Raw genomic sequence first — 23456 nt, forward strand, 5'->3', positions numbered from 1 at the left:
AACCGGGAGGGCTCGGCGGCGACCGCCGGTCAGTGGCGCACCAGGCGGAACGGGTGCCCGGCCGGATCGGCGTAGACCCGCCGGCCCTCCGCGGCCCGCCCCCGTACGCGCCTACGCGCCCCGGCGCTCGCCCCGGCGGGCCGGCGGGCCGTGGTGGGCCGGGTAGGCGGTGGTGTGGGGGTTCTCCGTCAGGTGCCGCTTGGACAGGACGCGGACCATCGTGACGGGGTCGAGCAGGGTGCCCGGCGGCCGGGTCAGCGACAGCACCCCGAAGAAGCGGGAGGCGATCGCCTGGTCGGTGTTGGCTCCCGCCATCACCCGGGACATGTAGCGCTGCAGGACCCGCGTGGCCCGGTCCGGCGCCGGTCCCTCCGTCACCGCGTACCGCATGTCCTCGCTGGTGGCGATCTGCCAGGGCACCGCGGCCGTCGCGAGGGTCCGGCGCTGGATCCGGCGGGAGGCCGCGGCGATCTCCTCCGGGTTCAGGGTGCGGATCTCCTTGGCCAGGGCCTCCGCGGCGAGCGCGGCGACCGTCATCCCGTGCCCGTACACGGGGTTGACCCGGCAGGCGGCGTCTCCGAGGACCAGGAACCCGGCCGGCCAGCGCTCCAGGCGCTCGTAGTGGCGCCATTCGTTGACCGTGTTCCGGAAGACGGTGGGCGAGGACAGCGGGACCGCACCCCGGATGGCGTCGTACAGGGCGGGACTGCGCAGGCTCCGGGCGAACGGGAGGAACTCCTCGTCCCGTGCGGACGGGGCGTGTTCGCCGTTGCCGACGAGGGTCACCAGCCAGCGCTTGCCGTCCAGCGGCATCAGCACGCCGCCGCGCGGGAGTTCGGGCCGGCCCTGGACGTACATGCCCTGCCAGCGCCGGTCCGGATCGTCCGGGATCTCGAAGTAGCGGCTGGAGTAGCCGAGATGGGAGTCGTAGCGGGTGACCGCCGGAGCGGGGTGGCCGAGCGCCGTGAGCCAGGCGGGGGCCTTGGAGGAGCGTCCCGTCGCGTCGACGACGAGGCCCGCGTCCAGCCGCTCGCCGCCGCGCAGTTCCACGCCGGTCACGCTGCGGCCGTCGGGCCCGGCCACGAGTCCCGTGGCGGCCGCACCGGACCGGACCCGTACGCGCGGGTTGCGGAGCACTTGCGCCCGCACCGTCGAGTCGAGCAGCTCCCGGCTCGCGAGCAGCACCCTGGCCCCCGACACGGGCCCGAACCAGTCGGCCGGACTGAGCCAGAGGAAGTCGCGCGGCGAGTCGAAGAGGCCGGCCCCCGCCGCCACCAGTGTGCCGGTGATGCCAGGCAGCATCAGCTCGATCAGCTCCGCACCCCGCGACCACAGGATGTGCGCGTGCCGGGACTGGGGTATTCCGGGCCTGAACACCGTTTCGCCCGGCGGTAGTTCGTCCCGCTCGATCAGGGTGACCCGGGGGAACCGCATCGCGAGCACGCGTGCGGCCAGCAGCCCGGCCATACCCGCGCCGAGGACCACGGCATGGTCCCCGGCCCGGTCCTCCGTGTGCGGGCCGGCCTGCGGGCCGGTGGTGCGTAGGTGGTTGTCCGTTGCGTCGTCGTCCATGCCGCCGAGTGTGGACGCGGACGGGGCGGCCTGGTCAGGGCCCGGACGGGGCGCCCGGGGGCTCGGCGGGGGCGGACGGGCTCATACCGGGGCGCGCCCCCGCCGGGACCTCTGCCGGGACCCCAGCCAGGACACCTGCCAGGCCCCCGCCGGGACCCCTGCCCGGCCCCCGCCCGCCCCCGCCCGCCTCCCCCTCCCCCGCGTCAGGGGCAGAGGACGGTCCAGGTGACCTTCACGTGCCCGCCGTCGTCCCCGTGGAACTCGCTGGTACGGGTCCCCGGCTGGTCGGTGTACGGATCCCAGGCCACGGTGCCCCGGGCGACCAGGTCGTCGGCCGAGGAGGCGTCGTGGTCCCAGAGGAACACGCCGATCTCGAAGGGCCCGGGCCCGTACGCGGCCCCCGAGCCGACGCGCTGGTAGAAGTACGGGTCGGGGTCGGTGCGGCTGCCCCGGTTGGGGAAGGTCGACGGGTCCGAGGCGGAGCGCGACCACACGGCGGTGCGCGCGCCGTCGCCGGTCCGGACCGCGATGTCCCCGTAGAGCGCGGGGCGGGTCGTGCCGTCGTCGAAGTAGGTCAGCTCCGCCCGGTCCACGCGGACCCGGCAGGCGGGAAGACCCTGCGCCGGGGTGACGGTGTAGGTGACGGAGGCCTCGCCGCCGTCGACTCCGGCCATCGTGGCGGTGAACCGGCCGAAGCCGAGGGACGGCTCCCAGTGCACCCGGCCGGCGGCCATCACGTCGTCGTTGTTCCCGGCGCTGTAGTCGGCGTCGGTGAGGTGGGCGGTGACGGTCGCCCGGCCGCTGAAGACCTGGCTGCGGGTGCTGTCGTCGAGCCCGAACCAGGGATCGTGGTCGGGGAAGGCGGTGGCGCCGGACCGGTCCCGGTGCCACAGCGGGCGGGCCGTCCCGTCGGCGGTCAGGGTGAGGCCGTCGTACAGCTCGGGTCCGCTCTCCCCGGTGGAGGTGAACCGGGCGGAGTCGACGGTGATCCGGAACGGCCCTTCCTTCAGCTCGACTTCGCTCACCGGGTCCTGGGAGAACTCGGCGACGATCTGCCAGCGGACCCAGTCGTTGCCGAGCAGTCCGTAGTGCGAGGGGCAGCCGCTGTCGCCCACCGGCAGCACGTGGTTGACGGCTCCCGCCAGCTCGGTGGAGCGCGGGGCCCGGCTGTCGCCGGGCGGGATCTGCTGGTCGCAGGCGGAGCTGAAGGTGACGTAGCGAGTGGTCCCCGGGGTTTCGTCGCCCGCGTTGAGGGAGGCGAGGAAGGGGCTGCCGGGGCTCATGTCCGCGAGGGAGGCCGCGTGGATGTCGCAGAAGGTGGCGAAGGGGCCGCAGGGCGCGGCGTCCCCCGCCCCGTGGTTCGGCCCGCCGAGCGAGACCCAGGCCCGGACCCGCGAACTCCCGCCGTCCTTGAGGTACTTGCGCGTCAGCAGGGAGCCCATGCTGTGCGCGACCACGTCGACGGGGCGGCCGGCGAACCGTGCGGTGAGGAAGGCGCCGAAGCGGGCGGCGTTGGAGTCGTTGGTGGCGGCCCAGTCGTAGCCGAACTCGGCGAGGTCACCGGCGAGCCACCCCTGGGCGAGCAGATGGTCCTCCAGCCCGTCCAGGGAGGCGGCGGTGTCCCCGAACCCGTGCACGAGGACGACCGGCGTACGCCGCTGCGCCCGTACGCCGCCCGCACCGCTCTCCGCGGCCTGCGCGGCCTGAGCGGCCTGCCCGGGCTGAGCAGCCCGCGCCGTCGGGGCCGCGAGCAGGCCGGAAACGAGCGCCGCGGCGAGGACCGCGGCCAGGGCGAGGAGCATCGGGAACAACAGGGGCACGGGCAGGGCGGATCTGCGCATGGCTCTCCCAGGGACGCGGCGTGACACGACCGGCCCGGAGCCCGGATCCCGGGACTCGACAGCCTGAAGTGACTGGCGAGTAGCAAGCTAACCCCCGGGGATTCAGCGCGATAGAGCCGCGTACGAGACTCCGGTGAGCTTTTCGGAGGCGGCCCAGAGCCGTTCGCCGGACTTGTCGTCCAGGGTCCATTTCGCCCGCCAGGAGCGGTGCGGCGCGCCGCGGAGGCTGAACCGCGGCCCGATGAACTCGTCCGGCCGGACCCCTGGGGCGGTGGCCGCGTACAGGGTGGGCAGCGCGCCGGAGGCCGCGGACTGGGCGATGAGCCCGTTGCCGATGAGGACGCCGAGGCCGTTGGCGGCGACCGCGAGCCGTGAGGTGAGGGTGGTGCCCGCCTGCGGGGCCGCCGCGGCGTGCAGGTTGGTGGCGGCGTAGCCGGGGTGGGCGGCGGCCGCGACGATCCCGGATCCGGCGGCCGCGAGGCGCCGGGCGAGCTCGTGGGTGAAGAGCAGGTTCGCGGTCTTGGAGCGGCCGTAGGCGATCCAGCGCCGGTAGTTGCGCTCGCTGCCCAGGTCCTCGTGGTCCACGTCCCCGAAGGCGTGGAAGCCGCTGGAGAGGCTGACGATCCGGGCCCCGGGCGGCGCGCCGAGGAGCCGGGGCAGCAGCAGTCCGGTGAGGGCGAAGTGCCCGAGGTGGTTGACCCCGAACTGCGTCTCGAACCCGTCGGCGGTGCGGCCGTAGGGCAGCGCCATCACGCCGGCGTTGTTGACGAGGAGATCGAGGGTGCCGGGGCCCGGGCGTCTCCCGTACGCAGCCGCGAACTCCCGTACGGACGCCAGATCGGCCAGGTCCAGCGCCATGAACTCCACATCGGCGCCCGGCACTTCACCCCGTATCGCAACCTCGGCGGCCCGCCCCCGGGCCGCGCTCCGGCAGGCCAGCACCACCGAGGCGCCGTGGCGCGCGAGTTCCCTGGCGGCGGCGTAGCCGATCCCGCTGTTGCCTCCGGTGACGACGGCCGTGCGTCCGCTCTGGTCCGGCATCCGGGTGGCCTTCCAACCCGCCATGGCAGCTCCTCCGCTCCCGGCGGCCCCGTGGCCCACCGGCCCCCGCACCCTACTCCCGGCATCGGGGCGGGCCGGGGACGGCGGAGCCTGGACGGGCCCGCGCGGGCCGAGTAGAACGGTCGGGGGCCGAGTAGCAGCCCGGCGACCGGGCCGGGCCAGAGGATGCGTACGTACGGCATCGGGGGGAAGGCGGGCGGGATGGTGCGCGGGGGCGGACGGCGGGGTGGGGTGGGGCTGCTCGCCCTCGTGGTGGGGCTGCCGTTGCTGGTGGCCGGGCTCGTGGTCGCGGTGGTGTTCGCGGCCACCGGTGTGTTCGCGCCGAGCCCGCTGCACCGGGCGGTGGACGAGTACCTCGACGCGGTGGGCGGCGGCGGCCCGGCCCCCGCGGCGGCGCAGGGGTGCCCCGGCGCCGCGGCCGACCCGGCCGCCGTCCTGCACGGCATCGCGGCGACCTTCGGCCACGACATCGTGTCCTCCACCGAGAGCGGCGGCGACGCGTCGGTCAACGTCGACCTCACCCCGCCGGCGGGCGGTCCGGTCGCGGTGGTCCTGGAGCTCCACCGCACCGGCGACGACTGGCAGGTCTGCTCCGCCTCCACCGGCCGGGTGTCGATCGACGCCGACCCGTTCTGAGCCGCGGACGGTTCAGAACTTCGGGTCCGGGGACTGGGCCGCGCACAGCTCCGCGGCCTCCTCCTTCGTCTCGACGGAGGGAGGGGAACCGTCGAGCGGCAGGCGCGCGGTCTCCTTCATGCAGGCCACCGCGATGATGCCGACCAGCGCCGCCCCCATCGAGTAGTAGGCGGGCATCAGGTTCGAGCCGCTCCAGCCGATCAGGGCGGTGACCACCAGCGGGGTCGTCCCGCCGAAGAGCGAGGTCGACAGGTTGTAGCCGACCGACAGGGAGCCGTACCGGACCCGCGTCGGGAACAGGGCGGGCAGGGCGGCGGACATCGTCGCGAGCATGCAGACGAGCGACAGCCCCAGCGCCAGCATGCCCAGCCCGACCGTGAGGACCCCGCCCTGGCGGATCAGCAGGAACGCGGGCAGGGAGAGCAGGAAGAACCCCGCCATGCCCGTCATCAGCACCGGCTTGCGGCCGAAGCGGTCGGAGAGCTTGCCGACCCGGCTGATCACCAGCATCAGGAGGACCATCATGCCCAGCAGGACGAGCAGGCCGTGGGTCTCGCTGTAGCCCAGCTCGTCGGACAGGTAGGTCGGCAGGTACGACAGCACCAGGTAGACGTTGATGTTGTACGCGCCGACCAGGCAGACGCACAGGACCAGCGTCGGCCAGTAGTCGCGGAAGATCGTCGCGAGGTCGCCCTTGGTGCTGGTCTCCGCGGTGCCCGCAGCGTGCGGGGCGTGCGCGGCCTGCGGGGCGTGCGCGAGGTCCGGGGTGTCCGCGGCGTGGGCGGCCTGCGGGGCGAGCGCCTTGCCGCCCTCCAGCCGCTGGAAGGCGGGGGTCTCGTCCAGGCGCAGCCGCAGGTACAGGCCGACCAGGCCCAGCGGCCCGGCGACGAGGAAGGGGACGCGCCAGCCCCAGGTCTCCATCTGGCCGTCGTCGAGCACGGCGTACAGCGTGGTGACGAGGCCGGCCGCGCCGACGTACCCGGCCAGGGTGCCGAACTCCAGGAAGCTGCCGAAGAACCCGCGGCGCTTGTCGGGGGCGTACTCGGCGATGAAGGTGGAGGCGCCGCCGTACTCACCGCCGGTCGAGAAGCCCTGGACCATGCGGAACAGGATCAGCAGGGCGGGGGCCCACAGGCCGATCGCGTCGTGCGAGGGGATGAGCCCGATCGCGAAGGTGCCCACCGCCATCATGATCATGGTGAGCGCGAGGATCCGCTTGCGGCCGAGGCGGTCGCCCATCGGGCCGAAGAACATCCCGCCCAGCGGCCGGACCAGGAAGGCCACGGCGAAGGTGGCGAACGAGGACAGCAGCTGCGTGGCGTCGTTCCCGGACGGGAAGAAGACGTGTCCGAGGGTGACGGCCAGGTAGGAGTAGATGCCGAAGTCGAACCACTCCATGGCGTTTCCGAGCGAGGCCGCCTTGACGGCGCGCATGACCGTCGCCTCGTCCGTGACGGTGATGTCCGTCCGGCGGAGTCGGGGATTCCGGCGCTGCCTGACGGCACGGAAGAGAACGGGATGGCGCTTGACCGCTTCGGGATCGGCCACCTGCGGGGGATGGGGGGCCACCATGGGCCGGTCCTTTCCTCGGTGGGTGTTCCAGCCATCCCTTCTGCGCGGTCGTCGTGCCCGCAAACGATCCGGACGGCCGAATGCGATGTGGATCACACCGTTCCGGTGCCCGGGAGCGCCGCCCCCGCCCGCCGGGGGCGCGGGGCGGGCCCAGTAGGCTGCGGGTCCACCCGCTTCCCGTACCCCGAGGTCCACCCAGTGAGCTCCGCACCGCCCCCCGTACCCGTGTCGGTCGTCGGCCTCGGCGCAGACGGCTGGGGCGGGCTCACCGCGCCCGGCCGGGCCGCGCTGGCCGGGGCGGAGGTGCTGATCGGCGGGCCCCGGCAGCTGGACCTGCTCCCGGCCGGGGAGTGCGGCGGCGCCCGCGTGGCGTGGCCCAGCCCGCTGCGCCCGGCCGTGCCCAAGCTGATGGCGGAGCACGCGGGACTCCGCATCGCGGTGCTGGCCAGCGGCGACCCGATGTTCTACGGGATCGGCCGCGCCCTGTCCGAGGAACTCGGCCCGGGCGCCCTGCACGTGCTGCCGCACCCCTCCTCCGTGTCCTACGCCTGCGCCCGCCTCGGCTGGCCGGTGGAGGACACCGAGGTGGTCACCGTGGTCGGCCGCCCCGTGGCCCGGCTCGCGGCCGCGCTGTACGAGGGCCGCCGGGTCCTGGTGCTGAGCGCCGGAGCACTGACCCCGAACGAGATCGCCGCTCTGCTTCGAGAGCGGGGCTTCGGCCGCAGCCGGATGCGCGTCCTGGAACAGCTCGGCTCCGAGCACGAGGACACGTACGAGGGCCTCGCCCAGAGCTGGGACCACCCGGCGGGCGACCCCCTCAACGTGGTCGCCGTCGACTGCCGCCGCGACCCGCGTACCGAAGTCCCCCGGCTCGGCGCGACCCCCGGTCTGCCCGACGCCGCCTACGAGCACGACGGCCAGCTCACCAAGCGCCACGTCCGCGCCGCCACCCTGTGCGCCCTCGCCCCGGCCCCCGGCGAACTCCTGTGGGACATCGGCGGCGGCTCCGGCTCCATCGGCATCGAGTGGATGCGTACGCACCCCTCCTGCCGGGCGGTGACCGTGGAGCGGGTGACGGAGCGGGCCGCGCGGATCACCCGTAACGCGGCCGCGCTCGGCGTGCCCGGCCTGCGCGTGGTCACCGGCTCGGCACCCGGCGCGCTCGCCGGACTGCCCGCCCCCGACGCGGTGTTCATCGGCGGCGGCCTGACCGCGCCGGGCCTGCTCGACGCGGCCTGGGAGGCCCTGGGACCCGGCGGCCGGCTCGTGGTCAACACCGTCACCCTGGAGTCGGAGGCGGTCCTCACCGACCGCTACCGCCGCCACGGCGGCGAACTCGTCAAACTGGCCGTCGCGCACGCCGTACCGGTCGGCGGTTTCACCGGCTGGCGCCAGGCGATGCCCGTCACCCAGTGGACGGTCACCAAGCCGTACCCGCCCCACGAGCACTCCGAGCCCGATCAGCTCGCCCAGCCCGACCAGCCCGCCCAGCCCGCCCAGCTCGCCCAGCCCGACCAGGCCGACCAGCCCGACCCCGAAATGGTGGACCAGACGATATGACCGTGTACTTCATCGGTGCGGGCCCCGGCGCCGCCGACCTGATCACGGTGCGCGGCGCCCGGACCCTGGCCGCCGCCCCCGTCTGCCTGTACGCGGGCAGCCTGGTCCCGCGCGAGCTGCTCGCCGAATGCCCGCCGGACGCCCGCCTGATCGACACCGCGCAGCTGAACCTGGACGAGATCGTCGCCGAGTGCGTACGCGCCCACGCGGCGGGCCAGGACGTGGCCCGGCTCCACTCCGGCGACCCGTCCGTCTTCAGCGCCGTGGCGGAGCAGATGCGGCGGCTCGACGCGGCCGGCATCCCCTACGAGGTCGTCCCCGGCGTCCCCGCCTTCGCCGCGGCGGCCGCCGCGCTGAAGCGGGAGCTGACCGTCCCCACCGTCGGCCAGACCGTGATCCTGACCCGCGTCTCCCAGCAGGCCACGCCGATGCCGCCCGGCGAGGACCTCGCCACGCTGGGCCGCAGCGGGGCGCTCCTCGTCCTCCACCTGGCCACCCGCTACGTGGACCGGGTCGTGGACGAACTCCTGCCGCATTACGGGGCCGAGTGCCCGGCGGCGGTGGTCGCGATGGCCAGCCGCCCCGACGAGCTGATCCTGCGCGGAACGCTGGCCGACATCGCCGCCCAGGTGAAGGAGGCCGGACTGGTCCGCACGGCCGTCATCCTGGTCGGCCGCACGCTGGGCGCCGAGCAGTTCCGCGACAGTCACCTGTACTCCGCCGAGCGCGACCGGCATGCCTGCTGATCCGGCCGCCGGCGCGGGTCCCCACGTCCTGATCCTCGGCGGCACCACGGAGGCCCGCCGCCTCGCGGAGGCGCTGGCCGCCGCCCCGGGCTCTCCCCGGGTGACCACCTCCCTGGCCGGCCGGGTCGCCGCGCCGGTGCTCCCGCCCGGCGGGACCCGCATCGGCGGCTTCGGCGGTCCCGGCGGGCTGGCGGCCTGGATCACCGCACACGGGGTCACGCACCTGGTCGACGCCACGCACCCGTTCGCGGAGCGGATGAGCTTCAACGCGGCGCAGGCGGCGGCCCTTTCGGGCGTCCCCCTGCTCGCCCTGCGCCGTCCGGGCTGGTCGCCCGGCCCCGGGGACGACTGGCACTTCACGGACTCCCTCACGGAGGCGGCCGCCCGCCTCCCCGCCCTGGGCACCCGCGCCTTCCTGACGACCGGCCGCATGGGCCTGAACGCCTTCGCGCACCTCACGGAGCCCTGGTTCCTGGTGCGTTCGGTGGATCCGCCGGCGGGTCCGGTCCCGCCGCGCCTGGAAGTCCTCCTGGCCCGGGGCCCGTTCACCCTTGCGGACGAGCGGCAGCTCCTCTCCCGCCACCGCATCGACCTCCTGGTCACCAAGGACAGCGGCGGCTCGGCCACCGCCCCCAAACTCGCCGCAGCCCGCGAGGCGGGCGTCCCGGTCCTGGTGGTCCGGCGCCCCCCGATCCCGAACGGCGTCCAGCAGACCCCGTCGGTGGATGAAGCCCTGGCCTGGCTGTCCCTCTGAGGCCCCGCCCGGCCCCGCGCCTCGGACCCCGGCACCATCCAGCCCCTGCGGCGTTCGAGGAGCGGGGGTCCGGGGGCAGGCCCCCGGCAACGGCGCCGCACGCGGCAACGGGTCCGGGCAGCGCCCGGGGAACGGTGGAAGGGCGGGCAGGGGACCCAGCCCCGCAGGGCCAACCCACCCGTACCCGGCCCGGGGCCCCGCGGCCCGGCCCCCACCCGCCCGGGACGGAGCCCGGGGAGGCGGGCCTCACCAGTCGAGCCGGCCGGCGTCAGCCGTAGCGCCGCGGCGTCCAGGTCACCCGCGACCCGTCCGGTCGCTCCGTGACCTGGGTCTGGGACGAGCCGATCAACAAAATCGTCCGCATGTCCACCTCGGACGGCTCCAGTTCGCCCAGCGTGACGATCCGGACCGACTGCTCGGGCCCGCCCACATCACGCGCGACGACCACCGGCGTCTGCGGTGCGCGCAGCTCCAGGAGCAGTTCGCGGGCCTGCGCCACCTGCCAGTTCCGGCTCCGCGAGCCCGGGTTGTACAGGGCCAGTACGAGATCCGCCGCGGCGGCCGCACGCAGCCGCTCCGCGATGACCTCCCAGGGCTTGAGCCGGTCGGAGAGGGAGATGGTCGCGTAGTCGTGGCCCAGCGGGGCCCCGGCCGCGGCGGCCGCCGCGTTGGCGGCCGTCACCCCGGGCAGGACCCGTACGGGCACGTCCTTGTACTCCGGCTGCCCCGCGACCTCCAGGACGGCGGTGGCCATCGCGAAGACGCCGGGGTCACCGCCGGAGACCACGGCGACCCGCTTCCCCCGCCGTGCGAGGTCGAGCGCGAACTCCGCGCGCTCCGACTCCACCTTGTTGTCCGAGCCGTGCCGGATCTGACCCGGCTTGACCGGGACCCGGTCCAGGTACGTCGTGTACCCGACCAGCACCTCGGCGTCGGCCAGTACCCGCCGCGTCTCGGCGGTCAGCCACAGCGGCCCGGCCGGGCCGGTGCCGACGACGGCGACCTCGCCGGGGCCGGACGGCACGCTGCCCGGGTTCCCGATCCGGCTGGGCACCACGGCGACGGCGAAGTAGGGGACGGATTCGGGGTCGGTGTCCGCCAGCACCCCGGTCCGCTCCCCCGCCATCGTGGCGCGCTCCACGTAGCGCGCCTCCGCGAGCCGGCCGCTGTTCTCCATGGCCCGCCGGATGGCGGGGAAGGTGCGGCCGAGCTTCATCACGACCGCCGAGTCGGTGGCGGCGAGGCGGGCCGTGAGCTCCTCCTCGGACAGGGTGCCGGGCAGGATCGTCAGCACCTCCTCGCCCTCCACGAGCGGCATGCCGAGCCGGGCGGCCGCGGCGCTCACCGAGGTGACCCCGGGGATCACCTCGGTCTCGTACCGGCCGGAGAGCCGCTTGTGCATGTGCATGTACGAGCTGTAGAAGAGCGGGTCGCCCTCCGCGAGCACGGCCACGGTGCGGCCGGCGTCGAGGTGGGCGGCGAGCCGGGCGGCGGAGACCTCGTAGAACTCCTCCATCGCGCCCTGGTAGCCGCCGGGGTGGTCGGTGGTCTCGGTGGTGACCGGGTAGACCAGCGGCTCCTCGACGTGGTCCGCGCGCAGGTGCTTCGCGGCGATGGAGCGGGCGATCGAGCGGCCGTGGCGGGCCGAGTGGTACGCGACCACGTCGGCCTCCGCGATGACCTCGACGGCGCGCAGCGTCATCAGCGAGGGGTCGCCGGGCCCGAGCCCCACTCCGTAAAGCCGTCCGGCGCTCATTCGGCCACGCTCGCGATGGCGTTGATCGCGGCCGCGGCCATGGCGCTGCCGCCGCGCCGGCCCCGGACGATCAAGTGGTCGAGTGCGGAGGGGTGTTCGGCGAGGGCGTCCTTGGACTCGGCGGCGCCGATGAATCCGACGGGGACACCGATGACCGCGGCGGGGCGCGGGGCGCCCTCCTCGATCATCTCCAGCAGCCGGAAGAGCGCGGTCGGCGCGTTCCCGACGGCGATCACCGATCCCTCCAACAGGCCCCGGTCCCGCCAGACTTCGAGGGCGGCGGCGCTGCGCGTCGTGCCCATCTTCGCGGCGAGTTCCGGCACGGCCGGGTCGGAGAGGGTGCAGATCACCTGGTTGTCGGCGGGCAGCCGCTTGCGGGTGACCCCGCTGGCGACCATCTGCACGTCGCACAGGATCGGCGCACCGGCCTCCAGGGCGGCGCGCGCCCGCAGGACGACCTCGGGCGTGTACCCCAGGTCCCGGGTGAGGTCGGTCATGCCGCAGGCGTGAATCATGCGCACCGCGACCTGGGCGACCGAGGCGGGCAGCCCGGAAAGGTCCGCCTCGGCGCGGATCGTGGCAAAGGACTGGCGGTAGATCTCGGCGCCGTCCTTCTCGTACTCGAACACGGTGTACTCGCTCATTTCTTCACTGCGTCTTCGGACACTCGGGGTTGGCTGCGCGCGTCGGCGACGGCCTGGGCAAGTTCGTGGGACGGCACGGGGCGGCCGTCGAGCCGGTATCCGTCGGGGGTGGCGACGAGGTCGACCCAGGCGGTGCCGCGCGGGTGCCCGCACCGGCGCTCGCACCCGGACCAGTGCACGGGCACGCCGCCGGGCCCGGCCTGCGGCGCCCCGCCGTCCGCACCTCCGGCGTCCACTGCGGCCCGCGCGTCGGCGCGTACGTCGGACAGCGCTTTGGCGCAACCCGGCTGCCCGGTACAGGCGGTGACGGACTCCCAGGGGCCGTCGGGCGCCACGGACAGGCCGGCGGCCACGAGCCGCGCGTAGCCGTCGACCGGCCGCCGGATGCTCGCGCGGGGCAGGACGATGCTCCGCCAGGGGGTGATCCGCAGCTCGCCGTCGTCCTCCCCGGCGGCCGCGACGCTCACCAGGAGCCGCCACTGGCCGGCGGTGAGCCGTCCGAGCGGGGGCAGGACGCACAGCGGCGCCCGGTCACCGGCGTCGGCACCGGCACCGGCACCGGCGCCCCAGGGCTGGGGCTGCGGCGCGTACGGCCAGGCCACGACGGGAACGACGGCCGCGGCGATGCCCGCCGCCCCGAGCCGGGCCGCGAACTCCCGGGTCCCCAGGGCGTGTTCGGCGGGCAGTTCGGACACCCGCCAGGCGCGGGTACCGGCGGCGTCCGCGGAGTCCAGGAAGTACTCGGCGGCGAGCAGCGCCGCCCGCGGTGCGTCGGCGGCGTCCACCTCTACGGCGCCCGGGGCCGCGCCCAGCCGGACCAGGGCCCGGCCCCGCGGTCCGCCGAGCACGGTGACATCGGGGTCGAGCGCGGCGACGTCTCCGCGCCCGTCGTCGACGGCGAACAGGAACCGGCCGGACAGGGCCGTCGCCCGGGTGCTCGCGCACAGCAGCCGGTCCAACTCGCCGACCCAGGGCGTCACATGGGGCCGCTCGGAGCCCAGGAGCCCGGACAGCGGGGTCGCCACGATGTTCCGTACCCGCTCGTGGCCGGGGGCGGGCAGCAGCCCGGCCCCGTCGAGCAGCTCCGCCAGCCCCGCACCGCACCCTTCGGCGAGCCCGCGCAGCTGGACGTTGCCGCGCGAGGTGAGCTCCAGGTGCCCGTCGCCGAAGCGGTCGGCGGCCAGCGCCAGCACGGAGGCCTGCCGGGCGGTCAGCAGACCTCCCGGGAGCCGGACCCGCGCCAGGTACCCGTCGTCGGCGGCATGCAGGCGCAGCGCGCCGGGGCAGGCGTCGCCGCGATCCCGTATGACGGGTTCGTCCCGCACGGTGGCGGAGGGGGGCGTGGGCATGGCGGCGAGCATACCCACGATTCTGCGCCCGCCCCCTGTGGCCCACACCACCCCGTTCCAGCCTGAAGCCCGCCCGAATCCAGCCCCCACCCCGCCTCCCCGACCACGGCCCGGGCCCCACCCGAGCCTCCCGTGCCCCGCCCGAACCGGCCCGGACCCCCGCGTGCCGCCGAGCGGGGCCGAAGTCCCCTACCCGCCCTTCCGCCATCCCCCGGGCTCCGTCCGGGGGGACCCCAGCCGGCCTCCGCCCCGGCCACCAGCACCGGCCAGGCCGGACGGGACCCCCGGGCTGCACCCGGACCCCCGGGCTGCACCCGGACCCCTGGGCTGCACCCGGACCCCCGGTGCTCCGCCCCGGACCCCGGCCCTCGAACGCCGGACGGCCGAAGGGGCCCGGGGCGTCGGGGAATCCGCCCCCTCCGGCCCTCGAGGAGCGGGACCGCGGGGGCCGCGCCCCCGGCGGCGGGGCCGCGCCCGGGGCTGCCGTGCCCCCGGAGGGCCCCCGCTCCCGGCCGGGGACCGGGCCCCCTAGGATGAGTCCCAGGCGGCCAACAGGCCCGCCATCGCCGAGGACGGCGACATGGGAGGAAGCCCGGTGCGAATCCGGCGCGGTCCCGCCACTGTGAATCCGCGCGGCCCCGGCCGCACCGGATGAGTCAGGAACTCCCGCCGTCCTCACTGCCCGGGGCGCGGAAACCCCGAGGAAGGCCTGCCGCCGCATGATCCTGCTGCTGTCGACGTCCGACACCGATCTGCTCAGCGCCCGCGCGGCGAACGCGGGGGACGCTCCCGTCCCGTACCGGTTCGCCAACCCCTCCCGCCTTCCCCTCGACGACCTCCCCGGTCTGCTCGACGGCGTCACCCTGGTCGTCGTACGCCTCCTCGGCGGCCTGCGCGCCTGGCAGGAGGGCCTCGACCTGCTCCTGGCCCCCGGCCAGACCCGCCCGGTGGTCGTCCTGACCGGCGAACAGGCCCCCGACGCCCAGCTGATGGAGGCCTCGACCGTCCCGATCGGCATCGCCGCCGAGGCGCACGGCTACCTCGCCCACGGCGGCCCCGCCAACCTGGACCAGCTCGCCCGCTTCCTCTCCGACACCGTGCTGCTGACCGGCCACGGCTTCGAGCCCCCGGCGGCCTCCCCCACGTGGGGCCCGCTGGAGCGCGCCCCGCAGCGCACCGAGGGCCCGCGGATCGCGGTGCTCTACTACCGCGCGCACCAGATGAGCGGCAACACCGCCTTCGTGCACACCCTCTCCGAGGCGATCGAGGCCCACGGCGCGCAGGCGCTGCCCCTGTACGTCTCCTCCCTGCGCTCCCCGGAGCCGGAGCTGATCGCGCAGCTCGCGTCCGCCGACGCGATCGTCACCACGGTCCTGGCGGCCGGCGGCACGAAGCCCGCCACCGCCTCCGCCGGCGGTGACGACGAGTCCTGGGACGCGGGCGCCCTGGCCGCCCTCGGCGTACCGATCCTGCAGGCCCTGTGCCTGACCGGTTCCCGCTCCGCCTGGGAGGCGAACGACGAGGGCCTGTCCCCCCTCGACGCCGCCACCCAGGTCGCCGTCCCGGAGTTCGACGGCCGCCTGATCACCGTCCCCTTCTCCTTCAAGGAGCTGGACGAGGACGGACTGCCGGCCTACGTCGCCGACCCCGAGCGGGCCGCCCGCGTGGCCGGCATCGCCGTGCGCCACGCACGCCTGCGCCACATCGAGCGCCGCGACAAGAAGATCGCCCTGGTCCTGTCCGCGTACCCGACCAAGCACTCCCGCATCGGCAACGCGGTCGGCCTGGACACCCCGGCCAGCGCCGTGGAGCTGCTGCGCACGCTCATCGCGGGCGGGTACGACTTCGGTCCCGTCGAGGACGTCCCGGGCCTGGTGTCCGGCGACGGCGACGAGCTGATCCGCGCCCTGATCGAGGCCGGCGGCCACGACCAGGACTGGCTCACCGAGGAGCAGCTCGCCCGCAACCCCGTCCGGATCCCGGCGGCCGACTACAAGCGCTGGTTCGCCGAGCTCCCGGCGGACCTGCGCGACAGCGTCAACGAGCACTGGGGCAAGGCCCCGGGCAGCATGTTCGTGGACCGCTCGGCCAATCCCGAGGGCGACATCGTGCTGGCCGCCCTGCGCCGCGGCAACCTGCTCGTCCTCATCCAGCCGCCGCGCGGCTTCGGCGAGAACCCGATCGCGATCTACCACGACCCGGACCTGCCGCCCTCGCACCACTACCTGGCCGCGTACCGCTGGATTCAGGCCCGCGCCGAGGACGGCGGTTTCGGCGCCGACGCGATGATCCACCTGGGCAAGCACGGCAACCTGGAGTGGCTGCCGGGCAAGAACGCCGGCCTGTCGGCGTCCTGCGCCCCCGACGCCGCGCTCGGCGACCTGCCCCTGATCTACCCGTTCCTGGTCAACGACCCGGGCGAGGGCACCCAGGCCAAGCGCCGGGTGCACGCCACCCTCGTCGACCACCTGGTGCCGCCGATGGCGCGCGCGGAGTCGTACGGCGACATCGCGCGCCTGGAGCAGCACCTCGACGAGTACGCCCAGATCTCCGCGATGGACCCGGCGAAGCTGCCGGCCATCCGCGCGCAGATCTGGACGCTGATCCAGGCCGCGAAGCTCGACCACGACCTGGGTCTGGAGCAGCGTCCCGACGACGACGGCTTCGACGACTTCCTGCTGCACGTCGACGGCTGGCTGTGCGAGATCAAGGACGCCCAGATCCGCGACGGCCTGCACGTCCTGGGCGGCGCCCCGACCGGTGACGCCCGCGTCAACCTGGTCCTGGCCATCCTGCGCGCCCGCCAGATCTGGGGCGGTACGACGGCCCTGCCGGGTCTGCGCGAGGCGCTCGGCCTGGACGAGTCCGCGGCCACCCGCACCAGCGCCGACGAGGCGGAGGAGACGGCCCGCGCGCTGGTCCAGGCGATGGAGGACGCGAACTGGGCCCCGGAGGCGGTGGCTTCGGCCGCCGCCGGCCACTCGGCGGAGGTCGCGGCCGTACTGGACTTCGCGGCCCGAGAGGTCGTCCCGCGCCTGGCCGGCACCACCGACGAGATCGCCCACGTGGTCAGCGCCCTGGACGGCGCCTTCGTCCCGGCGGGCCCGTCCGGCTCCCCGCTGCGCGGCCTGGTCAACGTGCTGCCGACCGGCCGCAACTTCTACTCGGTGGACCCGAAGGCCGTCCCCTCCCGCCTGGCGTGGGAGACCGGCCAGGCGCTGGCGGACTCCCTGCTGACCCGCTACCGCACGGACAACGGCGAATGGCCCGCGTCGGTGGGCCTGTCCCTGTGGGGCACCAGCGCGATGCGCACCTCGGGCGACGACGTGGCCGAGGCCATGGCGCTGCTCGGTGTCCGCCCGGTCTGGGACGAGGCCTCGCGCCGCGTCACCGGCCTGGAGCCGATCCCGCTCGCGGAGCTGGGCCGTCCGCGCATCGATGTGACCCTGCGCATCTCGGGCTTCTTCCGTGACGCGTTCCCGCACGTCATCGGCCTGCTGGATGACGCCGTACGGCTGGCGGCCTCGCTGGAGGAGCCGGCGCAGGACAACTTCGTACGGGCCCACGCGCAGGCCGACCTGGCGGTGCACGGGGACGAGCGGCGGGCCACCACCCGCATCTTCGGCTCGCGCCCGGGCACGTACGGCGCCGGCATCCTGCAGCTGATCGACTCCCGCGACTGGCGCACCGACGCCGACCTCGCGGAGGTCTACACGGTGTGGGGCGGGTACGCGTACGGCCGGGGCCTGGAAGGGCGCGCGGCGCGCGAGGAGATGGAGACCGCCTACAAGCGGATCACGGTCGCGGCGAAGAACACCGACACCCGTGAGCACGACATCGCCGACTCCGACGACTACTTCCAGTACCACGGCGGCATGGTGGCCACCGTCCGCGCCCTGCGCGGCACGGCCCCCGAGGCGTACATCGGCGACTCGACCCGGCCCGAGACGGTCAAGACGCGCACGCTGGTCGAGGAGACCTCCCGCGTCTTCCGTGCCCGCGTGGTCAACCCGAAGTGGATCGAGGCGATGCGCCGCCACGGTTACAAGGGTGCCTTCGAGCTGGCGGCCACGGTCGACTACCTCTTCGGCTACGACGCCACGACCGGCGTGGTGGCCGACTGGATGTACGACAAGCTGACCGAGACGTACGTCCTGGACCCGGAGAACCGCGCCTTCCTGGAGGAGGCCAACCCCTGGGCCCTGCACGGGATCGCGGAGCGGCTGCTGGAGGCCGAGTCCCGCGGCATGTGGGAGAAGCCGGACCCGCAGGTCCTGGAGGCGCTGCGCCAGGTGTACCTGGACACAGAGGGCAACCTCGAGGGCGAAAGCGACTGACCGGACGCCGGCCAGTTCAGACTGGCCGCATGTGCCATTACTGCGGCTGCCGCGAGATCCCCCTGATCAAGGAGTTCATCGCCGAGCACGAGGCGGTGACCGACGCCGCGGGCGACGCGCTGCGCGCCCTGGACGCGGGGGACCTCCCGAGGGCGCGCGCCCTCGTCGCGGAGATGACGGCCGTCCTCCTCGCCCACTGGAAGGGCGAGGAGGACGGCCTGTTCGCCGCCATGGAGCAGGACCCGGAGTACGCCCCGTACATCGCGGCGCTGGTCGGGGAGCACCGCGAACTGGCGGCGTTCCTCGCCGGCGCCGATCTGTCGGACCCGGCGGACACGGCGGCCCTGCGCCGGGCGGTGGAGGAGCTCCACCACCACATCGCGAAGGAGGAGGACGGCCTCTTCCCCGCGTCCCTCACCGCCCTGACGGGCGACGACTGGGACCTGTCCATCAAGGCCTGGCGCGCGGCCCACCCCGACGGGGAGCTGAGGCCCGCCGGGTAGCCGGGTGCGTCCCGGCGGTGTTCCGTCCTACTTCGAGGTCTGGTTCAGCGCCACCAGGGCCTGGGCCCAGCGCGCGTACTTCAGCTGGCCGAAATCGGCGACGGTCTTCACCCCGAAGGCCTCCAGCAGCAGCTCGCCGTCCTTGTCGGTGACGCCCTTGAGCGCGGCCACCGGCGCCGCGAGCACCTCGGCGAGCGGCTTGTCGGCCCACGCCTTGTCCAGCACCTTCTCGAGGTCGATCGCCATGAGTCTCTCTCCCGGAGCTCGAAAGTATGAACTGATGGGACAAACCTAGAACAATCGGACAAGCATGCCGGGGTGCGACACCAGCACCTTGGGCGCGCCGGTCACCCGTCCGGCCAAGGGGCGGGCAGCCCCCCTCGGCCTTACCGATTCCACGTATAATCCGCCCCGTTCCCCTGTGCTTCGCGTCGGAAATCGGAATCGAAAAGGCTGTGACCAAGAAATGAATTCACTGCGGGCGCTTCTCGACGGCGGGATTCCGCTGGTGGCCGTCAGCTTCGACGACAGCGGGACCGAGCCGCTCGCGCACGCCGCGCAGAGCGCCGGCGTCGACGTGGCCGAACTGCGCGTCGACCGGTACGCGGAGACCGGCACCGCCCATGTCCTGGCGCAGGTCGACGCGTTCAAGGCGCTTCCCGTACTGGCCACCATCCGCTCGGCCCGCGAGGGCGGCGAGTGGAAGGGCACGGAGGCGCAGCGGCTCGAACTCTTCCGCGCGCTCGCCCCCCAGGTCGACGCCGTGGACATCGAGCTCTCCTCCTCGGAAATCCTCTCCGAGGTGATCGAGGCCGCCCACCGGAACGACACCGTGGCGCTCGTCTCCTATCACAATTTCGAATTCACCCCGGCCACCGGGGAACTCCAGACCGTCATCGACGACGCGAAGAACGCCGGCGCCGACGTGGTCAAGGTGTCCACCATGGTGCGCTCCGAGGACGACGTCCGGCGGCTGGCCTCCCTGCTGCTGCGCGCCGGAGCCGAGGACACCCGCCTGATCGTCATCGCCATGGGCGCGGCCGGGGCGGTCTCACGCGTCTTCTTCCCCGCCCTCGGGTCGCGGATCACGTACTCCTTCTTCGGTGCCAGCTCCGCCCCGGGCCAGCTCGACTTCCCCGAGACCTTCGGGCTGCTGCGCAAGTTCTACCCGGCGTTCGACGAGCGGAAGTCCGCCGGGGCCTGAGTCCCGGCGCCGGGGAGGGGACCGCGTTCGACGGCGGGGACCGCGGGGACCGCGAGGTCCGCGGGGACCGCGAAGACCGCGAGGACCCCTTCCCGGCCGCACCTCCCCCACCCCTCTACAGGTCACCGGCCCCATCCGTCACAGAACGGCGCGCACGTCACCTGATGAAGTGAACTCCCCCTTATCCGACCGGCACCCGGGGTAGGGCCCTGCTGATCTCGTGTGGACCCGACGAGACCGTCAGACGAAAGGCCCACCCTGCCGTGACGCAGCCGTTCCAACTGCCGGATTTCTACGTGCCTTATCCGGCGCGACTGAACCCCCACCTGGAGGACGCCAGGACCCACACCAAGAAGTGGGCCCGCGCCTTCGGGATGCTGGAAGGTTCCGGCGTCTGGGAGGAGAGCGACCTCGACTCGCACGACTACGCCCTGCTCTGCTCGTACACCCACCCCGACTGCGGCAGCGAGGCCCTGTCCCTGGTCACCGACTGGTACGTGTGGGTGTTCTTCTTCGACGACCACTTCCTGGAGATGTTCAAACGCTCCCAGGACCGCGCGGGCGCCAAGGCCTACCTCGACCGGCTCGGCGCCTTCATGCCGATGGACCTGGCGGACGGGTTCCCGGAGGCGACCAACCCCGTCGAGGCCGGACTCGCCGACCTGTGGGCCCGTACCGTCCCGGCCATGTCGATGGACTGGCGGGAACGGTTCTCCCTCTCCACCAAGAACCTGCTCGACGAGTCGATGTGGGAACTCGCCAACATCAACATCGGGCGGGTCTCCAACCCCCTCGAATACATCGAGATGCGCCGCAAGGTCGGCGGAGCGCCCTGGTCGGCCGGACTCATCGAGTACGTGTCCGCCGAGGTCCCCGCCCGCGTCGCGCACTCCCGCCCCCTCGGCGTGCTGCGCGATTCCTTCTCCGACGCCGTGCACATCAGGAACGACATCTTCTCCTACCAGCGCGAGGTCTCCGAGGAGGGCGAACTCTCCAACGCCATCCTGGTGCTGGAGACCTTCCTCGGCTGCACCACCCAGGAGGCCGCCGAGGCCTCCAACGACCTCCTCACCTCCCGGCTCCAGCAGTTCGAGCAGACCGCCCTCACCGAACTCCCCCAGCTCTTCGCCGACCACGCCATGGACCCGGCGGAGATCGCCGCCGTCCTCGCCTACGCCAAGGGCCTCCAGGACTGGCAGTCCGGCGGCCACGAGTGGCACATGGTCTCCAGCCGCTACATGAACAAGGAGGCCCGGGCCACCGCCCCGCTCACCCTCCCCTTCATGCCCACGGGGCTCGGCACCACCGCCCTGGACCTCCGCTCCCTCCTCGCCCCCCGCGCCCTGGAACTGCGCCGGCGCTCCTTCACCCACGTCCCCTTCGAGCGCACCGGCCCGTCGGTCGTCCCGGACGTCTACATGCCGTTCCCGCTCACACTCAGCCCGCACCACGCCCGCGCGCGCGAGGAATCCGTGGCCTGGGCCCGGGAGATGGGCCTGATCGACCCGCAGCCCGGCGACGCCGGTTCGGCGATCTGGAACGAGGAGCGGCTGCGCGGCTACGACTTCGCGCTCTGCTCCGCGGGGCTCGACCCGGACGCCACCCCCGAGGCCCTGACCCTCAACGCCTGCTGGCTGACCTGGGGCACGTACGGGGACGACTACTACCCGGTGGTCTTCGCCCAGCCCAAGAACCTCCCCGCCGCCAAGGCCACCACCGCGCGGCTCGTCGCCATGATCCCGGTGGACCACGCGGAGCAGCCGGTGGGGCTGACCGCGATGGAGCGGTCCCTCGGCGATCTGTGGGTGCGCACCAGCCAGGACATGAGCCCCGGGGTCCGGGCCGAGTTCCGGGCCACCCTCGTGAGCATGCTGCACAGCTGGCTGTGGGAGGTCGAGAACCAGATCCAGAACCGGATCCCCGACCCGGTGGACTACGCGGAGATGCGGCGCCACACCTTCGGCTCGCACCTGACGATGTACCTGTGCCGGCTGGGCCAGGCGGGCCGGGGCATCCCCGAGGACATCTACGCCTCGGGCACGATCCGCTCCCTGGAGAACGCGGCCGCCGACTCCGCGTGCCTGATGAACGACATCTTCTCGTACCAGAAGGAGGTGGAGGTCGAGGGCGAGGTGCACAACTACGTGCTCGTCACCCGCAACTTCTTCGACATCGGGTACGAGGAGGCGCTGCACATCTGCCACTCGCTGATGACCCAGCGCACCGAGGAGTTCGAGCACATCGTGGCCCACCAGCTGCCGCTGCTCTACGAGGACTGGCAGCTGGACGCCGGGGCCCGGGCCGGACTCGACGCGTACGTGGGCGAGTTGAAGGACTGGCTGGCCGGAATCCTGAACTGGCACGAGAAGACGGTCCGTTACCGCGAGGAGGAGCTGCACCGCCTGGGCGACGGGATCTCCACCGGGGTCCTGACCTCCGGCTTCGGCATGGCGGCGGCCCGCATCTCCCTGCCCACCCCCTGAGCCGGATCCGCGGCGGGGACCGTCCTCCCCGCCGCGGGTCCTCCGGGAGTCGTCGGACGCGTCAGAACTCGTCCGCCGTGTGCGGGAGCAGCGCGGTGCGCAGCCCCGCGTCCAGGGCCGCCGCCGCGCCGGGGGTGTGCTCGACCAGCAGGGCCGCCGCGGCCAGTTCGACGGCCCGGGTCCCGCCGAGGTAGCAGGCCGCTAGTTCCCGTACGTCCAGGGTCAGGTCCGGGGCGCGGCCCGCGGCGGCGGGCTCGTACGCCGCCCCGTCCGGGCCGGCCTTCAGCAGGAACCGCCCGGCGTTCGCCGGCAGCCGTACGTCGGTCAGTTCCAGTACGAGTTCCACGGGCGCGGCCCACGACCGGCCGGTCAGCGCCGCCCCGACGTCGACCAGCCGCAGCCAGAGCGCCGGGAACACGGAGGTGACCCGGACCTGGTCGCGGTCGGCGGCGAAGTGCAGCAGCGGGTCGTCGGCCGGTCGGCCCCACGCGCTGACCCGGCCGGTGAGGTCGAGGGAGGCCACGCACTCCCACAGGGCGGCGGCGGCCCGCGGGGTGTCGGCCTCCAGCTCGTCGACCCGGACCAGGCCCGGGGTCCGGGTGCCCCCGGTGGTGTCCTCGGGCTTCGTGCGGTAGAGGACGTAGCCCGCGATCGGTTCGCCCGGCTCCCCCAGGACGATGATCCGGGGCGGGCTGAGCTCCTCGTCCTCCTCGTCCTGTTCGGCGAGCCACTCCTCGGTCCAGCGCCGCTCGCTGCGGGTGGGCCGCCCGCCCCGGACCGCGCGGGCCGCCTCGTGGTACGGGCCCACCACCGCGAGCGCGTCCTCGGGGGCGACCAGCCTCAGCGGCCTGCGGTCGGCGTCGATGCGCAGGGCCAGCGGCCGGGTGGAGTCGATCTCGACGGTGACGCCCTGGGTGGCGCTGCCGTAGCCGAAGCGCCCGTAGATGGCGGCCTCGGAGGCCCACAGGGCGGCGACGGGGCTGCCGGCCGACCGCGCGCGGCGCAGCATGTCGGCCATCAGGGCGGTCAGTACGCCGCGCCGGCGGTGGGTGGGGGCGACGGAGACGAAGGTCAGCCCGGGGCAGGGCAGGTCCGCCCCCGGCACCGAGAGCCGCAACGCGTGCGCGGCCATGAATCCGACGAGCGCACCGCCGTCGTAGGCCCCGATCCGCAGGCAGGGGCGGAGCAGCTCGTGGTGCCGCTCGCGCCCCTCCTTCTCGGGCCGGTCGTGGAAGACCAGGTACGCGAGCTCCAGAGCACGGTCGATGTCGGCCTCGGGCACCTCGCGGATCTCCACCATGATCCGGAGACTAATCGGTCATCGTGGACCAGTCACTTCATAAGGGATGGATTCCGGCCGCGGCCGGAATCACGAAAGGGCGCGACCCCGCGGGGGGGCGCCCCGTCCACACCCAGCTAAACCACGGCAGCGCTGAA

General features: G+C 74.0%; 17 protein-coding genes and 1 riboswitch. Of the genes, 8 read left to right on the top strand and 9 right to left on the bottom strand.

The window, feature by feature from the left end:
* Window positions 1-111: 111 nt before the first annotated feature.
* From ACWCP2_RS25850 to ACWCP2_RS25860, 3 genes are all read right to left on the bottom strand, one after another.
* Entirely contained in the window at window positions 112-1572 is a 1461-nt protein-coding gene (locus tag ACWCP2_RS25850; protein ID WP_450910967.1) for an FAD-dependent oxidoreductase, read from the bottom strand.
* 203 nt (window positions 1573-1775) lie between these two features.
* Window positions 1776-3413, bottom strand: coding sequence for an esterase/lipase family protein (locus ACWCP2_RS25855; RefSeq protein ID WP_450910968.1), 1638 nt, complete (start codon window positions 3411-3413; stop codon window positions 1776-1778).
* Window positions 3414-3515: 102 nt separating this feature from the next.
* Window positions 3516-4478, bottom strand: a complete 963-nt coding sequence (locus ACWCP2_RS25860) for an oxidoreductase (RefSeq protein WP_450910969.1) — start codon at window positions 4476-4478, stop codon at window positions 3516-3518.
* Between the two features lie 228 nt (window positions 4479-4706).
* Here ACWCP2_RS25860 and ACWCP2_RS25865 point away from each other — a divergent pair, with 228 nt between their 5' ends.
* Window positions 4707-5111, top strand: a complete 405-nt coding sequence (locus ACWCP2_RS25865; RefSeq protein WP_450910970.1) for a hypothetical protein — start codon at window positions 4707-4709, stop codon at window positions 5109-5111.
* A 12-nt stretch (window positions 5112-5123) separates the two neighbouring features.
* On the opposite strand, the gene ACWCP2_RS25870 is transcribed toward ACWCP2_RS25865, so the two are convergent.
* Window positions 5124-6683, bottom strand: a complete 1560-nt coding sequence (locus tag ACWCP2_RS25870; protein ID WP_450910971.1) for an MFS transporter — start codon at window positions 6681-6683, stop codon at window positions 5124-5126.
* Between the two features lie 198 nt (window positions 6684-6881).
* On the opposite strand from ACWCP2_RS25870, the gene cbiE reads away from it, so the two are divergent.
* From cbiE to ACWCP2_RS25885, 3 genes are read left to right on the top strand one after another with little or no spacing between them, the layout of a single operon-like run.
* Complete coding sequence (gene cbiE / locus ACWCP2_RS25875) at window positions 6882-8243, top strand: precorrin-6y C5,15-methyltransferase (decarboxylating) subunit CbiE (RefSeq protein WP_450910972.1); 1362 nt, start codon at window positions 6882-6884, stop codon at window positions 8241-8243.
* Window positions 8240-8989: a precorrin-4 C(11)-methyltransferase gene (cobM, locus tag ACWCP2_RS25880; RefSeq protein WP_450910973.1), complete on the top strand. Its 750-nt coding sequence runs from the start codon at window positions 8240-8242 to the stop codon at window positions 8987-8989. Before cbiE ends, cobM begins: the two co-directional genes overlap by 4 nt.
* Window positions 8979-9743 carry a cobalt-precorrin-6A reductase gene (locus tag ACWCP2_RS25885; RefSeq protein WP_450910974.1) on the top strand — a complete coding sequence of 255 codons (765 nt, stop codon included), beginning with the start codon at window positions 8979-8981 and terminating at the stop codon, window positions 9741-9743. The genes cobM and ACWCP2_RS25885 overlap by 11 nt, the downstream gene beginning before the upstream one ends.
* Before the next feature lie 268 nt (window positions 9744-10011).
* Here ACWCP2_RS25885 and ACWCP2_RS25890 read toward each other — a convergent pair whose 3' ends face one another.
* From ACWCP2_RS25890 to ACWCP2_RS25900, 3 genes are read right to left on the bottom strand one after another with little or no spacing between them, the layout of a single operon-like run.
* Window positions 10012-11499, bottom strand: coding sequence for a precorrin-2 C(20)-methyltransferase (locus ACWCP2_RS25890; protein WP_450910975.1), 1488 nt, complete (start codon window positions 11497-11499; stop codon window positions 10012-10014).
* Window positions 11496-12143, bottom strand: coding sequence for a precorrin-8X methylmutase (locus ACWCP2_RS25895; protein ID WP_450910976.1), 648 nt, complete (start codon window positions 12141-12143; stop codon window positions 11496-11498). Before ACWCP2_RS25895 ends, ACWCP2_RS25890 begins: the two co-directional genes overlap by 4 nt.
* Window positions 12140-13492, bottom strand: coding sequence for a cobalamin biosynthesis protein CobG (locus ACWCP2_RS25900; protein WP_450910977.1), 1353 nt, complete (start codon window positions 13490-13492; stop codon window positions 12140-12142). The genes ACWCP2_RS25895 and ACWCP2_RS25900 overlap by 4 nt, the downstream gene beginning before the upstream one ends.
* Before the next feature lie 563 nt (window positions 13493-14055).
* A riboswitch (cobalamin riboswitch) is annotated at window positions 14056-14158 on the top strand.
* A 53-nt stretch (window positions 14159-14211) separates the two neighbouring features.
* On the opposite strand from ACWCP2_RS25900, the gene cobN reads away from it, so the two are divergent.
* A complete protein-coding gene (gene cobN / locus ACWCP2_RS25905) occupies window positions 14212-17829 on the top strand; it encodes a cobaltochelatase subunit CobN (protein ID WP_450910978.1) in 3618 nt (1205 codons plus the stop codon).
* A gap of 29 nt (window positions 17830-17858) precedes the next feature.
* Entirely contained in the window at window positions 17859-18332 is a 474-nt protein-coding gene (locus ACWCP2_RS25910) for a hemerythrin domain-containing protein (RefSeq protein ID WP_450910979.1), read from the top strand.
* A gap of 27 nt (window positions 18333-18359) precedes the next feature.
* Here the strand turns inward: ACWCP2_RS25910 and ACWCP2_RS25915 are convergent, their stop codons facing one another.
* Window positions 18360-18578 carry a hypothetical protein gene (locus ACWCP2_RS25915; protein WP_450910980.1) on the bottom strand — a complete coding sequence of 73 codons (219 nt, stop codon included), beginning with the start codon at window positions 18576-18578 and terminating at the stop codon, window positions 18360-18362.
* A 220-nt stretch (window positions 18579-18798) separates the two neighbouring features.
* Here ACWCP2_RS25915 and aroD point away from each other — a divergent pair, with 220 nt between their 5' ends.
* Together aroD and ACWCP2_RS25925 are read left to right on the top strand one after the other, a co-directional pair.
* The gene (gene aroD / locus ACWCP2_RS25920) at window positions 18799-19536 is read left to right on the top strand and encodes a type I 3-dehydroquinate dehydratase (RefSeq protein WP_450910981.1); all 738 of its coding nucleotides are present in this window, start codon (window positions 18799-18801) and stop codon (window positions 19534-19536) included.
* Window positions 19537-19799: 263 nt separating this feature from the next.
* Window positions 19800-22019 carry a terpene synthase family protein gene (locus ACWCP2_RS25925; protein ID WP_450910982.1) on the top strand — a complete coding sequence of 740 codons (2220 nt, stop codon included), beginning with the start codon at window positions 19800-19802 and terminating at the stop codon, window positions 22017-22019.
* 61 nt (window positions 22020-22080) lie between these two features.
* Here ACWCP2_RS25925 and ACWCP2_RS25930 read toward each other — a convergent pair whose 3' ends face one another.
* Complete coding sequence (locus tag ACWCP2_RS25930; protein WP_450910983.1) at window positions 22081-23319, bottom strand: GNAT family N-acetyltransferase; 1239 nt, start codon at window positions 23317-23319, stop codon at window positions 22081-22083.
* Window positions 23320-23456 lie beyond the last annotated feature (137 nt).

The sequence above is a fragment of the Streptomyces sp. NPDC002104 genome (genome assembly GCF_053593795.1).